Annotated in this window: 8 protein-coding genes; all 8 read left to right on the top strand. The window is 56.5% G+C overall.

Annotated elements, in window-relative coordinates; all coding sequences use genetic code 11:
* Position 1: 1 nt before the first annotated feature.
* The 8 genes from BWR19_01805 to BWR19_01840 all read left to right on the top strand — a co-directional run bounded on the left by BWR19_01805 (position 2) and on the right by BWR19_01840 (position 15,819).
* A complete protein-coding gene (locus BWR19_01805) occupies positions 2 to 1,966 on the top strand; it encodes a hypothetical protein (GenBank protein ID APX91775.1) in 1,965 nt (654 codons plus the stop codon).
* A 1-nt stretch (position 1,967) separates the two neighbouring features.
* Positions 1,968 to 2,393 carry a hypothetical protein gene (locus BWR19_01810; protein ID APX91776.1) on the top strand — a complete coding sequence of 142 codons (426 nt, stop codon included), beginning with the start codon at positions 1,968 to 1,970 and terminating at the stop codon, positions 2,391 to 2,393.
* A gap of 957 nt (positions 2,394 to 3,350) precedes the next feature.
* A complete protein-coding gene (locus BWR19_01815; GenBank protein ID APX91777.1) occupies positions 3,351 to 3,821 on the top strand; it encodes a hypothetical protein in 471 nt (156 codons plus the stop codon).
* 37 nt (positions 3,822 to 3,858) lie between these two features.
* Positions 3,859 to 4,299, top strand: coding sequence for a hypothetical protein (locus tag BWR19_01820; GenBank protein APX91778.1), 441 nt, complete (start codon positions 3,859 to 3,861; stop codon positions 4,297 to 4,299).
* 1,050 nt (positions 4,300 to 5,349) lie between these two features.
* Positions 5,350 to 7,215, top strand: a complete 1,866-nt coding sequence (locus BWR19_01825) for a hypothetical protein (protein APX91779.1) — start codon at positions 5,350 to 5,352, stop codon at positions 7,213 to 7,215.
* Complete coding sequence (locus tag BWR19_01830) at positions 7,215 to 7,934, top strand: cell envelope biogenesis protein OmpA (GenBank protein ID APX91780.1); 720 nt, start codon at positions 7,215 to 7,217, stop codon at positions 7,932 to 7,934. Before BWR19_01825 ends, BWR19_01830 begins: the two co-directional genes overlap by 1 nt.
* Entirely contained in the window at positions 7,934 to 9,052 is a 1,119-nt protein-coding gene (locus BWR19_01835; GenBank protein APX91781.1) for a hypothetical protein, read from the top strand. The genes BWR19_01830 and BWR19_01835 overlap by 1 nt, the downstream gene beginning before the upstream one ends.
* Positions 9,053 to 9,306: 254 nt before the next feature.
* On the top strand, positions 9,307 to 15,819 hold the full coding sequence (locus BWR19_01840; GenBank protein ID APX91782.1) for a hypothetical protein: 6,513 nt from the start codon (positions 9,307 to 9,309) through the stop codon (positions 15,817 to 15,819).

Below are 15,819 nucleotides of genomic sequence, written 5' to 3' on the forward strand. Positions count from 1 at the left end.
AATGAGGTCATCGGCAACAGATAATCAGGTCATTCAGTCGCTTACATCCTTGGCTGCGTTATTTCCCGGTCGCTACTTTCGGGTGCCGGATTATCAGCGTGGGTATGCCTGGGAGGCCTCTCAGGTTAAGGCGCTCCTGGATGATCTCGAGGTTCTGGAATCATCGAAAAGCAGCGGGCTTCACTATACCGGTACTCTGGTGCTAGTTCCCAGCTCGGACCACGCGGACGAGTATCCTGTATTCGATATCGTCGATGGTCAGCAACGCCTCACTACACTGACAATGTTGATGAATGCTTTGGTGGCTATTGTTGAAGAACGCGCAGGGTTGGCTTGCGGCGAATCTGATCTTCATCAGTTGTATCTTGATCGAGGTTCGAGGTTGAAGGGTTACCAGCCGGCTCTGATGCTTAACAAGGACATTGAGGAATTTTTTAGGGCGTTGTTAAAGGGAGAGACTGAGAAAGAGACTATCGAGTATCTATCTCAGAAACGGCTATTGGAAGCCTATAACCAGATTGTCGATTGGACTCGACGCAAAGCATCCTGCGAGGATGAGGCCCGCGATTGGCTTGATATTGTCACTACGCGTTTGGGCATGATTGCCTATCAGCCCCAAAATGCTGAAGAAGCTGGCATGATGTTCGAGGTGATCAATAACCGCGGAAAGCCATTGACTGAGCTGGAGAAGGTCAAAAATTATCTGATCTACTATGCGATCAAAAAACAATACCGAGGCTTGCAGGATACGATCAACGCGCAGTGGGGGCGAGTTCTCAGAAACCTTGCTCTCGCACATCACATGTCGGATATTGATAATCAACAGCTTTTGCGGTCGGCTGTTATCGTTTATTTTGGTTTCAGAAAACATGAGAGCAATGCGGCCTATAATAAACTTAAATCTGTTTTTTCGCTGAAAAATGGTGGTAGTGCTGGTGCAACGAAACTGGATGAATTTGTCGTTTTTCTGTCGGACTGTTCTCGTTACTACGAGTTGCTGTTCAATCAAAATTCGCAGCATAGGTCTGCTTTCTTTGGCGGGAAAACTGCGCTCGCCGATGTCGTTGATCTAATTAGGGTTCAAACAGCACACTCAGGGGTGCTGCCTTTGTTTCTTTGTAGCATGTGGATGTTCGATAAAAAGAAAATTACCGCCGTTCATTTGCTTGATCTGCTTGAAGCGATCGAGCGGGTCAATTTTCGTGTCTATATGCTTCCGGTTGGAGGGGCCCGTTCAGACAGCGGCCACGGGCAGCTTTTCAATATTGCGCATACCTTTTATGACCGGGTGGCAAATACCACCAATTTTGATGCCATTGATGATGCGGTCAAGTCATGTAATGAATCGTTAATCGGTTTTGTGAAATCCTATGGTCACAAAACTCTGGAGGCTTTCAAAGACTCCTTCAGGTTGAAAGAGAGTGATCAGAATATGGATTTCGCATCCTGGCGTGGTTTGCGTTACTTTCTCGCAAATTATGAGCAAACGCTGGATCCGACTCGCACCAGCAGTATCGATTTACAGCTTAAGGCAAACAAGGCTAGCCGGCATAACGACTATGCTCAGATTGAGCACATCTACGCAAGACACTGTAGCTTTACTGGTCCTGATTCGATACAAGCCAGCCATCAAAAGCGCAGGCTAGGCAACCTGATGTTGCTGGAGTGGGGGGTAAACGCCAGCTTCAGTAACAAGCCTATTGAAGAAAAACTGAAACATCTTAAAGAAAATGACATTGCTGCCAAAAGAGCGGTCTTGGCCCAAACCGCCGCAGTGATTAATGATTTCAATAAGGTCTTTGGCGAAGCATCAAAGCCGGTTAGTTCGGATGTGCAGGATGCACAACGTTTTAACAAATATGTCTTGCTGATAGATCGAATTGAAGACCGCTTGATCAGCTTTGCGGGGAAACGTTGGTCGTTTGAGCCTGAAATGGAAGATAGCTCGGGGATTGAAAGTGACTAATTTGGATTTTTCTCCTACTGGAAATGGTCGAAAAGGGATTTTATCCGGGCTCAGTGGTGATGACATCCACAAGTTCGCAACCGAGCTGCCCCACGATCAGAACGGTTGCATTGTCTTCATCCCCAGCAAGGGCCTCGTCGGCGTCGGCCTGTCCCGCAAGGCCAAACCAGCCGAGTTGAAGAAGGTCACCCACTACTCCATCGAATCCCCCGAGCGTACCGACACTTCACAAAACTACGGCATCGCCCTCGGCTGGGAGGACATGAAGGAAATCCAGGAAGGTGTCGTCCGCAAGACCTATGAAGACGACACCCTCCCCGACAGCCCCTGGGAAACCACCGTGGAATACAAGGCCCCGTTCTTCCGCCCGGATCGGGAGGAGGATTATCGGGTGGCATGGGGGACTTTTGAGAAGGAGAGTGCATGATGTCTGATGCTCTGCATGTGCCCGCCAACCCTCGAACATCACATACGGCTCCCGAGATGACGGAGTGCCCGGTTTGTGATGTTGCGCTGAACAAGAAGAACTTGAGCAAGCATGTCAGGAAGGTGCATGGGGAGGGTAGTTCTTCAAGATCTGCCGGTAGCGCTGCACGGGGTGGGGCTGCACCGAGCCTGGCGGATTCCTACGAAGAACAGAGAAAGAAAGAGTTTGTTGATGCGCAAAGGAAACCACAAGTTGGCAAGGTTAACGCTACCAGTTGGAGGCCCGCTGACTACGAATCAGAAGGGCCGAGAAAGGTAAAAGTCAACAAGAAATACTACAAGTGCTGGCAGTGTGGGAAGCTCTTGACTAAGGCCTCTACTGCGAACCACCTTTTGAAAAAGCATGGCATTCGCCCGAAAGATCCGGATTCGGCACATTTCTGGTATTATGACGAGGTGATAAAGGTACAGTATCGCGAAAAGCCAGCTGTATCACCCTTAGCTAAAAAGCCGAGAAAGAAGCCGGAGGTCGACTGGCGAAAAGAAGTCGACAGACTTTCAATGTTTAACCAGCCGAATCGCAAGACTAAGACTGTGACATGCCCTGTCTGTTCCGCAACTCTAAAAGCCACAAACGTCAAGAAGCACTTCAACAAGGTGCACATGGAGTTGCTTCAGGTTCATGGGAGGCTCAAGCAAGAAAGCGCTTCTGTCGACTCAAGCGTGAGTGCTAAAAAGAAAAACATTGAGATAAAGCCAGAGTATGAATACTCGGAGGATGTATTCGACAGAGCGAAGGTCTATCAAGGTGGGGCTTATGGCCTTGGTAAGAGCAGAAAACACTGACATTTGTAATCGGTCATGAGGAATTTGGCACGAGCCAAATGCCGTGGTCAAGATGGTTGCGGTCAAGGAAGGCAGCCAAGCGCTGCCATAAAAAAGCAAGAAAGGAACTGAAATGAAGCTGATCAAGACCATCGCAGCGCTCGCGCTCCTGGCCATCATGACTGGCTGTGCCTCCGTCAACATGGCGCCTCAGCAGGAGTCGGCCGCCGCCAAGGAGTTTACCTACCCGGACGGTGGGAAGGCGGGGGTCTATGTGTTCCGCAAGGACACTCCCTTTGGTGCCGCCCTGAAGAAGGACATCTGGATCAATGGCGAATGCATCGGTGAAAGCGCCCGCGGTATCATCTTCTACCACCAGTTGGAAGGCGGCCAGGAGCATGAGATTGCGACTGAATCGGAGTTCTCGCACAACACCATGACCCTGTTCGCCGAGGCTGGAAACAACTATTTCGTCGAGCAGTACATCCGCATGGGTGCTTTTGTTGGCGGTGCCAACATGCGTCAACACGACGAAGAGAGTGGCATGCGGGAAGTAAGCAAGCTCGACCTGGCGGCAAATGGCAAATGCAGCCGTGAGCTGTAGATGTGCAAAGGGCGCCGCCATTGTACGGCGCCCATCGATGGCGGAGGACGACATGAAGGAGTATAAGGTCTACCACTACCCCGAGAGCCGGCACGAAGCCGTCAAGCAGGGCTGGTCTCGGCCAGGCTTCTTCCGTCCCACCTGGGCCATGATCAAGGAGATGTGGAGCCTTGGTGGCAGCGTGCTGGTCGCCGTGATCGTGCTCGCCATGTTTCCTGTCGACTCCGCCATCGGTGCCCTGGCCACCCTAATCTCATTCACAATCTATCTCGCCTGTGGCGTCAACAACTGCTGGCGCGAAAAGAACCTCAAGAACCGTGGCTATGATCATGTGGATATCGTCTCGGCATCGAATTCCGAGGGAGCCGTGGCACTGTACTTAAAAAATCTGATTAATTTAATTTGTACACTGATGGTTGTGAAAAATATCAAGGTCGTTTCTCTGAGGAATGCTAGATGTCATTTTTTGGTGATTTGAGAAGAACCACAAAAGCGACTGTTGGAACCGTCAGTAAGGGAGTAGAGCTGCTGACTTTTGCAGCTGAAGAGCTGAATAAAGGCGCCGGTGTTTTAGTCCTTAAGTCTGAGTGCTATCGGCTCGAGACTGAGCTGCGTAGCTTGAAAAATCATAAGGCACCTTCGCCTGAGCTTGGTGAAGTTAGAAGACAGCTGGTCGAAGCATACCAGCGGGCCCTCCCTGAGGTTAGTGACTTTGATCGTCGGAGCATTTCATCAAAGCTCGAAGCTTTACTTGCTGAGGACGGCTGGGCTGAAATTGCATGTGTTGTTGCTAGAATAAAATCCCAAAGGCGATCTCTAGAGAATTCGGGAAACTGGTCGCCAGCATCGAAGATTCGTGCACTTAATGCGCTGAGATCAGATTATTTATTGACTGCTTGCTTAGCTGAAAAAATGTCTGATAAAGCTTTGGCTGAGGATTCAAGAAAGAGAATTGGTGAGATTAACACTGATGTTGTTGAAATTGAGAAATTGAGATATGAAGTGATATTGGAAGAGTTCTCATCCGGTCGCCAAAAGAGTGTCATAAGAAAATATGACGGTACTTTCCACGGAGTTTCGGAGTATTGGTACGAAAATGGTGGGCTATGGAAGAGGATGTGCTATCAGAACGGCAGACCAGATGGTCGTTGTGCACTGTTTAGAGAAGATGGAACTACATTGATAGAGATTGATGTTGATCAGTCAGCCTCGAGGATGGCTCAAAAAGTTTATTTGGGCGACGGAAGAAAGATAGTTGAAGGTTTTTTGTCTCGTGGAAGTGGTGAAATTTCAGTCTGGCTCTGGAATGGTGTTTTTTTAGGGGTTGCTAGATATTCTGATGGCCGAATTTGTAGGATTGCTTTTATTCTTGGCCTCTTGGTAAGACCCAAAGTTTGGGTCTCCTTCTTTCGAGCTTATAAAGATAAGGGTGTGCGTGAAAGATTTGATGAAATGTCAAGCGCGATAAATGAGTACGCTATTTTTTCTGATGAATTTTCTAGATAAACCATGAGATTCGGAGATTTTTATGAATCCTGCAGCTGCACTTGAAAGTTTCCTGAGAGGCCAAGAGGCGCAGGGAGTGACCTTCCTGTTTTTCTGGCTGATTATCATTGCTTTTGTAGGCGCAATTCTCTGCTACAAGACGGATCGTATGCGAGGGTTCACTCATTATGCGCCCAACCTGCTGACGTCATTAGGTATATTAGGTACCTTTATCGGTATCGTTATCGGTTTGATGCATTTCGATCCCTCGGATATCGATAGCAGCATCGCGCTACTGCTTGAAGGCCTGCAGACTGCATTCATGACCAGCCTTCTCGGGATGGCAGCAGCAATAGCCTACAAGGTGGTAACGACCAGTTTTCCCTTTGTTCAACCAAAGTCTGTCGAAGGTGTTGGCCCTGACGAAGTCGGCCCTGAGGATATTCATGCTTCTCTTCAGGCCCAGTCTGAAAGCCTTGAGAAGCTTCGCCATGCCATCGCAGGCGATGAGGATAGCTCCTTGGTATCTCAATTGAAACTGCTTCGTACCGATAACCGTGATCTTGGAGATAAGCTGGGCTTGATTGAGGAGACAGGTAAGAAACAGCTAGATGTAATGGTTGAGCTTCATAGGAATTCCGACCAGCAGTCTGAGCGCTTTGAACGCTTTACTCAGGACCTTGAACAGCAGCTTAAAGATTTTGCCGAAATGCTCTCACGCTCTGCTACAGAGACCGTGATCAACGCACTGAAGGAAGTCATTGTTGATTTCAATAAAAATCTAACTGAGCAGTTTGGCGAAAATTTCAAGGCCCTGGATGCTTCTGTGCAGAAGCTTGTGGAGTGGCAGGAAAATTACCGCGGTCAGTTAGAAGATATGAAAGCGCAGTACGAATATGGTGTAAAAGCCATCACTCAGACAGAGCAGTCTGTTGCCCATATCAGCGAGAAAGCGGGTGCCATCCCCGATACCATGGAAGGTTTGAAGACTCTGCTGGAGACTACTCGCCACCAGCTCAATGAGTTAACCAATCACTTGGAAGCATTCAAGGGAATGCGAGATGCAGCCGTCGAAGCCGTTCCGACCATTCGTGAACAGGTGGAGCATACGGTGCGCGATGTATCTGGTGCTGCTCAGAGTGCAAGCGATCACTACAAGAAGCTTCTAGATGACTCGGATAGCTATATTAAATCACATGACACTATGCTTCAGGAGTTCCTCGGAAAATTTCAGAGTACCACGCAAGAAGGTGTTGAGAAGCTTCGAGAGGACTTGTCGAGCAGCGCTATGGATGCAGCTGAAAAGATTCGAGACGGTGCTGCCAAAGCAACTGAGGTTCTTATTCAGGGCTCTGAGTCTGTCAATCAGAACTTTGATAATGTTGCTCGAAATCTTAACAAGTCATCAGATACTCTTGCCTCAACCTCCGAGCAAATTACTGAGCAGTTGGAGGAGGCCCTTAAGGATGTAAATAGCCATGTACGCAATATGGGCAATGTTCTGTCCAAGGAAAGTCAGGCGCTTAGCCAGACGCTGGCCGATGCCGGTAAGCAGACAGAACAGCATATTCGTGCGGTTCAGACTCAGGTGAATGAGAGCATTGACCAGATGCAGCAGCGCCTGGCGCGTTCTGTGGATGAAATGACCGGTATGCAGACACGCCAGATGAACGAGGCTTTCCAGCAGATGGATGGTGTGATGCGTCAGGCCGTACAACGCACTGGTGATAGCGTCAATTCTCAGCTCAAGGCCATTGATGATAGCATGCAGCAGGAGCTGCAGCGTGTGATGACCGAGATGGGGCAAGCGCTAAGCCAGATTTCAAGCCGTTTCACCAACGACTACAGGCAGCTTACTCAGCAAATGCAGCAAGTTGTTCAATCGGCTAACAGTGGGCAGTACAACTGATGAGTCAATTAAGGCAACTTTTTGGGAAAGGTAGTAGCGGAGGCAGTGGTGATGAACACCACTGGCTTTCCGTATCTGATCTGATGGCTGGGTTGATGATGGTGTTTCTTTTCATCTCCATCGCCTTGATGCGTCACGCTCTTCTGGAGCGTGATCGGATCAAGGAGGTCGCCGTGGCTTATCAAGAGAATCAGGTTGCTATCTATGAGGCCTTGGTAGAAGAGTTTCAAGATGATCTTGATACGTGGGATGCCAATGTCGATGATGAAACACTAGCCTTTACGTTTCAGTCGCCTGACGTGCTTTTTGCTACAGGCTCTGTGGCGCTGCGCCCAAGGTTTCAGGATATCCTGGAGGATTTTTTTCCACGTTATCTCTCTATACTTTTTAATTTTTCAGACTCTCTCAACGAAGTCAGAATAGAGGGGCACACTAGCAGTATATGGGCTGCCGGCTCAACTGATGCTGAAGCTTATTTCAATAATATGGAGCTTTCGCAGGGCAGGACGCGCTCTGTTCTCGACTACCTTTACAATCTTCATGAGGTAAGCGATCAGCAGGAGTGGATCAAGTCGAATGTAGCCGCAGTCGGCTTCTCATCATCTCGCCTTATCCTGGATGAGGAGGGGAACGAGGACCCCGATCGCTCAAGACGCGTCACCTTCAGAGTTATTACCAATGCCGAAACTCAAATTCGGCAGATTCTGGATGGTAGCTAATGAAGTTGAACATTGATTTCAGTGAACTCTTTGCTGCTGCCAATAGAATGGGGCCGCCAGTTGAGGACGACTTTGTCCTTGATCTTGAGCGTGAGCCTTGGGAGGATCAGCTTGGCGCTGAAGGTATTGAGCTGGGAGGCATCGACGAGCTTGATACTGAAGATGGCCTGCTATCTTATCGTGGAAGGCAGGTTCTACTTTACATTCAAGATCACGGTTCCCAAGTTCAGGAAGCCTTGATCAATCCCGAAAAGGGGAAAAAGTACCATGTTGCTGAGTGCAGAACCATTCGCGACATGAGGAACAAGGGCCGCTTTGAGCGGTATGTAGTAACTAACGATATCACGGGTAAGTTTCATATCACGGGCTATGATTATATTTCTCGTCAGCCCGTCGAGGGAAATGCCGAACTAAAGGTCTGCAAGAATTGCCTGAAATATTTGAATTACAAAGGTTATGGAAAGCCGGGTGATTATTCGGCTTTCTTGGCTTTTGATCTTGACGAATTTTTTCAGAGCTATAGTTCCTTCTTCTCTCACCATCCTCGACGCAAGATGGGTGAGGAGGAAGGTTACACCCATGACTGGGCTGAGATCTCACGGTCATATCGTCAGAACCAAAATTACGTTTGTGAGAAGTGTGGTGTATTACTTAATAGCCATCCTCGGCTTCTCCATGTGCATCATGTTAATGGTGTAAAGAGCGATAATCAGCTGGGTAACCTGAAGGCGCTTTGTGCGGCCTGTCACAGCAAGGAGGCTTTCCATCAGGGGATGTATGTATCCCATTCTGATCGACAGACTATTTCGCGATTACGTCATGAACAGCACTTTAATAATCCCGACAGCTGGCAACAAGTGATGGACCTGGCGGACTCAGGGTTGAGGGGTTTTATCGAGCAGTCCCGCACCGACCAGATTCCAATCCCTGAGGTTGGGCTTGACCTTGACGATGATCAAGGGGAGATCAAAGGTATGCTTGAGCTTGCATGGTCAAGAAACAAGGTTGGTATTGCTATAGATGAAGAGGACCGGGTATTTGCAAGGTCACGGGGCTGGAAGGTCTTTAGTGTGCATGAAGCCCTTGAGAATTTTCATGAAATAAGATCTGCCTTGTGATGGTGATTCACAGATGGATAAAGATGCGCTATCAATGAATCCGCTCAGCTGATGGTGCGGGTTACTGCTATTGGGGCCTTACGCAGGGAGGCAGATGCGGCTGTTTTTAATCCAGTGCGCTGGATGACCTATAGACTGCATGTAATAGTTACGACCATGAGAGCGATAGTACGCTGTAGGCAAGGATTTTATTTTCTTTTGAGGACCTTTTCGTTAGGTTGGTCTTGTCGCAACCGATTTGGAGATTTAACTCTATGATCCCTGGCCTGCTAGCCAGTGAAGTTGCCGCGGCGCTGCGCGAATTCATTGTCACCGGTTATGAAACCGAAACGGCCCCGTTCAAGGACGAGTTCCGCCGCCTCGTGGAGGAGCAGCAGGATGGAGAGGCCTTCCTCAAGGGGCCCTATGTGTCGGTGGGGCTGCCGTTTCTTACCGGCGGCGCCGGGCGGGACTTCTTTCCCGGCTTCGAGACTGAGCACCCGCCCTATGCCCACCAGGAGCAGGCGTGGCGACGGCTGGTCTCCAGCGAGGCGGCGGCTAATGCCCTGGTGGCCACCGGCACCGGCTCGGGCAAGACGGAGTGTTTCCTCTATCCGGTGCTGGACCACTGCCAGCGTGCGGCGGCGCCGGGCATCAAGGCGATCGTTATCTACCCCATGAACGCCCTGGCCACGGATCAGGCAAAGCGATTCGCCGAAGTGATTCACGGCCAGCCGGCGCTCAAGGGGCTGCGCGTCGGTCTCTTCGTGGGCGGAGATGCCCGGGGCTCCCAGACCATGGGGCCGCAGCAGTTGATCACCGACAAGGAGGTGCTGCGCCAGAACCCGCCGGATGTGCTGCTCACCAACTACAAGATGCTCGACTACCTGCTGATGCGCCCCAAGGATCAGCCGCTGTGGGCCTACAACGGACCGGAGACCCTTCGCTACCTGGTGGTAGATGAGCTGCACACCTTCGATGGCGCCCAGGGTACCGATCTCTCGCTGCTGATCCGTCGCCTGCGCGCCCGCTTCGAGATGACGCCTGGTCAGCTGATCTGCGTTGGCACCTCCGCCACCCTGGGGGGCGAGGAGAGCGTCGAGGGGCTTCTGCACTACGCTTCGGATATTTTCTCCAGCCCCTTCGGCCGCGAGGCGGTGATCAGCGAGCAGCGCCAGGGCGACTCAGATTTCCTCGACAATATCGCCTTTCTCTCGCCCAACCCCGAGGTCGGCCCGGAGGCGCTTCGAGACGCGCTGCGCGAGGGGCTCTCGGCATACTTGCACAAGGCCTATGAGCTCTACTTCAGCAAGGCACCGGAAGGCGACCTGATGGATGATGCCTGCCGGATCGCCCTGGGCCGGGAGCTCAAGCAGCACGGCCAGCTGGCCAACCTGTTGCGCCAGATCAAGCTGAGCCCGGGCACACCCACCTTCCGCGAGCTGGCTGAGCGCCTGGCGGGGCTTGTTCCCGCCCGCTTCCAGCGCCAGCCGGAGCTCGCCCTGATCGCGCTGCTCTCGCTGATGGCCCATGCCCGCGATGCGGTTGGCCGCCCCTTCGTGCAGCTGCGCCTGCAGCTCTGGTCCCGGGAGCTGCGCCGTATCGTGGGCACCCTGCGCGAGCCTGGGGCGCCCACAGGCTCTCCGGAGATTCCAGAAGAGAATGCCGACGCCAACCGCCCGCCGCCGCTGCTCTCCTTCGGTGACGACAAGCCGCCCAAGGACCAGCGTCGGGTACGCCTGCCCCTGGTGCAGTGCCGCGAGTGCCACGGTACCGCCTGGCTGACCCGCATGGAGATGAGCCACCCAACCGACCAGGTGGTGGAGACGGAGCTTCAGTCGATCTACTCCGCCTTCTTCGGTCAGCAGCCGGAAACCGCGCTGCTGCTGCCCTGGCAGCGGGGCGAGGCGCAGTCGCCGGCGGGCATGCGTCTGGAGCACTTCAAGGTGTGCCGGGAGTGCGGCACTACCGCGCAGGTGGATAGCACGGCCGAATGTCGGGGGTGCCAGGCCGGTGCCGATGCGCTGGTGCGGGTTAGCAAGCCCCAGCAGCTCAAGGAGGTGAAGCGGGGCAGTGTCAACAAGGTGATCCACGAGCACGACTGCCCCTGGTGTTCGGCGCGTTCCGCCCTGGTGGTGTTCGGTGCCCGGGCGGCAAGCCTCAGCGCGGTGGCCATCCATCGGCTCTTCAGCAGCCGCGACAACGACGACCGCAAGCTGCTCACCTTCAGCGACTCGGTCCAGGATGCCACCCACCGTGCCGGTTTCTTCGCCGCCCGCACCTGGCAGAACAACGTGCGCATGGCGCTGACCCAGCTGCTGGAGGGCAGCAATGAACCGATTCCGCTGCTTGAACTGCCGGCGCGCTTCGAGGCCTGGTGGATGGCCTCGGCCGAGGGGGAGCGAGAGAGAGGCGGGCAGGGGCGTCTGGCACTGTCAGACTACCTGCGTGAATTCATGCCGCCGGACAAGCGCTACCGGGGCGACTTCGAGTTCTTCGAGCAGTCCGGCGAGGTGAAGGAGCCGGCACCGCTGCTCAGGCTGATCCGCGAGCGGATGCTGTGGCAGGCCCTGGAGGATCTGGGCTGGCGCTCCCAGGTGGGGCGCTCGCTCAATCGGCTGGGGATAGCGGCGCTCGCCTGGCCCCTTGAGCCGGTACGCCAGGCCGCCGCCGCCTGGGCCGAGACGGTAGACAACACCCTGGGGTACCGAATCGAGGCTCGGCCGGCCGAGGGCTTCATGCTGGGGATGATGCAGCACCTGGTCGCTCAGGGGGCGCTGGGGCTGGAGGACCTGGCCGGCTATCGCCAGAAGTTCGGCAAGGCCTACCTGCTGAGCTTTCTGAGCTATGTGCCGCCCATCGGCCCGGGGTCACCGCGGCCGCGCTACCCGGCCACCGCCAAGGGGGAGGGCTACGAGGTGCTCTGCCAGGCCAGTGCGGCGCAATCCTGGTACGAGCGCTGGCTGGCCTGCCTGAACCCGGAGACCCTGGTGGATCGCAAGCAGCTGGAGCAGGTGCTGGCGGCGGCGCTCTCGGCGCTGCGCGACAGCGGCCTGCTGAACGAGGAGGCCAACGAGCGCGGCGTGCGGCTCTGGTCCCTGCGGCCGGAGGCGCTGACCATCACCACGGCGGTGCAGGGGGTGGAGTGCCCGGGCTACCGCCCCATGCATGTGCCGGCAGCCCACGCCGAGGCCTGGCTGGGGCTGCCCCTGCTCAGCGCCGCCCGCCCGGAGCTGGCCTACGAGACCCCGGTGCCGGTGCGGGACTCCCTCTACGCCGGGCTCTACCGTGATGGCGAGATCCACCGGGTGATCGCCCACGAGCACACCGGGCTGCTGGCCGCCAGCGAGCGTATTCGCGTGGAGGACAGCTTTATCCATGGCAAGAAACCCTGGGAGTACAACCTGCTCTCGGCCACCCCGACCCTGGAGATGGGCATCGACATCGGCGACCTCTCCAGCGTGCTGCTCTGCTCGGTACCTCCGGCCCAGGCCAACTACCTGCAACGTGTAGGCCGGGGCGGGCGCCGCGACGGCAACGCCTTCGTGCTGACCGTGGCCAACGGCCGCCCCCACGACCTGGTCTTCTACGCCGACCCGGGGCGCATGCTGGATACCCCGGTGGAGCCGCCGGCGGTGTTCCTCAAGGCGCGCCACGTGCTGCGCCGCCAGCTGCTGGCCTACGCCATGGACTGCTGGACCCGCAGCGCCAGGGGTGAAAACCAGATTCCCCAGACCATGCAGCCGGTGCTGGATGCGGTGGAGAAGGCCCAGGAGGAGCGCTTTCCCTATACGCTGCTGGCCTTCATGAAGCAGAACATGCAGGAGATCTGGGACGGCTTCGCCGGCCACGTGGCCACCGAGCTCGGCGGCGACGACCTGGAGCTGCTGCGTCAGTATCTGTTCGGCGGGCCCCAGCACATCGATGACCGCCTGGAACTCTACCTGCTGGGCCGGCTCAAGCTGGTGGCCGACGAGCGCAGCCGCATGGCCACCACCATCAGGGAGCTGGACCGCCAGCTGGAGAAGCTGCGCCAGCGCCCCCAGGATGAGCATACCCAGGCGGAGATCGCCGAGCTGGGGCGGGAGGTGGCGGGCTACCGCAGCCTGCGTATCAGGCTCAACAAACGCGAGACGCTCAACTTCTTCACCGATGAAGGGCTCTTGCCCAATTACGCCTTCCCGGAGGAGGGGGCGACCCTTCACTCGGTGATCTTCCGCACCGAGCGGAGTGGAGAGAGCGGCGGCGGCGCGAGTGCCGAGGCGGGCGGTGCCCAGGGCGATATCAAGCGCGAGCTGGTCAAGCGGGAGTACGAGTACCAGCGCCCGGCCCAGGCGGCACTCACCGAGCTGGCGCCGGAGGCGGTCTTCTACGCCGGCAACCGCAAGGTGAGGGTCTCCCGGGTGGAGACCGCCAAGGGGCGCAACATCCAGCAGTGGCGCTTCTGCCCTCGCTGCCACTACTCGGCCCCGGCCGATGACCCCACCGCCGGTTTCAACGACCGCACCTGCCCGCGCTGCCACACCAACCGCTGGGGCGACGAGAGCGCGCGCACCAGCATGCTCAAGATGACCCAGGTCTACGCCTTCACCAATGCCCGGGACGCCCAGCTGGATGACCGCTCCGACGACCGCGAGCCGGTCTTCTTCAACAAGCAGATGCTGATCGACTTCGACCCGTCGGACATCACCATCACCTGGGTGCTGGACGACAAGGAGCGCCCCTTCGGCTTCGAGTTCATCCGCAGCGCCCGCTTCCTGGAGGTGAACTTCGGCCGCCGGGAGGGGGAGGAGATGGCCTTCGAGGTGGCCGGCGAGGAGCTCCAGCGCGCCGGCTTCCCGATCTGCCGGGAGTGCGGCTCGGTGCAGACCCGGGCGGCCGCCGCCGGCAAGCACGAGCCCGCCCACCTGAAGTCGTGCCGCTACGCCAAGGGGCCGAAGACGCTGCCCAATGGGAAAGAGGACAATGGCATCGAGAACTGCCTCTATCTCTATCGGCGGTTCGCCTCCGAGGCGCTGCGCATCCTGCTGCCCAGGCTCTCCAGCGGCGGCACCGAGGAGCAGGTGAACTCCTTCGTGGCGGCGCTGCAGCTGGGCCTGAAGCGGCGCTTCGGCGGCAAGGTGGACCATCTGCGAGTGGCCTACCAGAGCGAGCCCATCGGCGAGACCGACGAGCGGCGCCACTTCATCGTGCTCTACGATTCGGTGCCCGGCGGCACCGGCTACCTGCATGAGCTGCTCAGCAGGGCGGAGCATATGCAGGAGGTGTTCCGCCTGGCCTATGCGGTGATGCAGGCCTGTGAGTGCTACGACAACACCATGGATGGCTGCTACCGCTGCCTGCTGGAGTACCGCAACGCCTACGGCATGGAGAGCACCAGCAAGGCGCTGGCCCTGGAGATGCTCAAGGAGATCGTGGAGGGGGGGCACCAGTGGGTGCAGGATGAGCAGGGGCTGAGCGCGCTCTCCGGCAACCCCTGGATCGACAGCGAGCTGGAGGCGCGTTTCCCCGAGGCGCTGGCGCGCTTCTCCGGCCATGAATGCGTGGGCCAGCAGCGGGTGCGGGTGTCACAGGATGTGATCCGCGGCAAGCACGGCTACCGGCTGACCATCGGCGAGCTGGCCTACGAGATGGAGCCCCAGGTCGACCTGGGACGGGCCCAGGGGGTGCAGTTCGCCAGCCGACCGGACTTCGTGCTGTGGCCGGTACGCAGCGGCCTGGCACCTGTGGCGGTGTTCCTGGATGGCTACCGGTTCCATGCCGACAAGGCCAGCGATGACCTGCTAAAGCGCCAGGCACTCAGGCATGCAGGCTTCGTGGTGTGGAGCCTCAACTGGTACGACGTCAACCAGGTGATGGGCGACAAGGCCATGGATGTGCCGCTGCCGGCGGGCATGACCTCGCCGGAGCAGCACCATGCGGCCATCGCCGGGCTGGCTAAGCTCGGCGGCGTGAACAACCCGGCCCAGCACCTCGGCCAGTCGACCTTCGAGCTGCTGATGGGCTTTTTGGCGGATCAGCAGCCCGAGACACTGGCCCGGCATGCCCTGCTCTTCGTGCTGCAGTGCCTGCCGGCAAGCGCCCTGGCCGACCCGGCCATAAAGCAGCAGGTGATCGACTCGCTCCACGGTCTGCCTGCAGCCTTTACCGACCACACCCCGCAACCGGTAGCGCTGGCTGGTGCCGTGGAGCTCAACCACGACCAGGGCGCCGCGGCCATGGTACTGCGGCTTCTGGCCGGAGAGGGACTGGTCAAGCGCTTCGACCTCGACAGCGCCATGGTGTCGGTCTCCTACGCGCTGGCGCCTGGTAAACATCGCGTGGGCAGCGAGGAGGGCGCGCGGTACTCCTGGCAGTGTTTCTGGGCGGCGGTGAACCTGTTGCAGTTCCTGCCGCTGATGTATGCCTGGACCCCCGAGTCCCGCAACAGCGGCATCGCCGCCGGGCTGCTCTGGCCCGAGCGCCGCGCCGCCGCTGACGAACAGCCGGCAGTGTCTCCAGAGCCGGCCTGGTACGCTTATCTGGATGCAGGGCTGGCCGAGGCGCTGCGGGGGCGGCAGGTCGATTGGCCGGAAGTTCCGCAGGTGGGTGAAGATGTGGTCAACGAAGCTGAGGAGGTCGTCGGCCTTGCGGAGCTCATCTTCGAGGCGTCGCAGATCGCCTTCCTACTTGAGGATGACGAGGAGCAGCTGGCCATCAAGCCCTACCTGGAGGCCAGGGGTTGGCGCGTCCTAACCGATGTTGACGAACTGGTCGCGGTTATTAACGGATTGGAATCAGGAGCCTGA

The sequence above is a fragment of the Halomonas sp. 1513 genome, from assembly GCA_001971685.1.
In the GTDB taxonomy this organism is placed as follows: domain Bacteria; phylum Pseudomonadota; class Gammaproteobacteria; order Pseudomonadales; family Halomonadaceae; genus Franzmannia.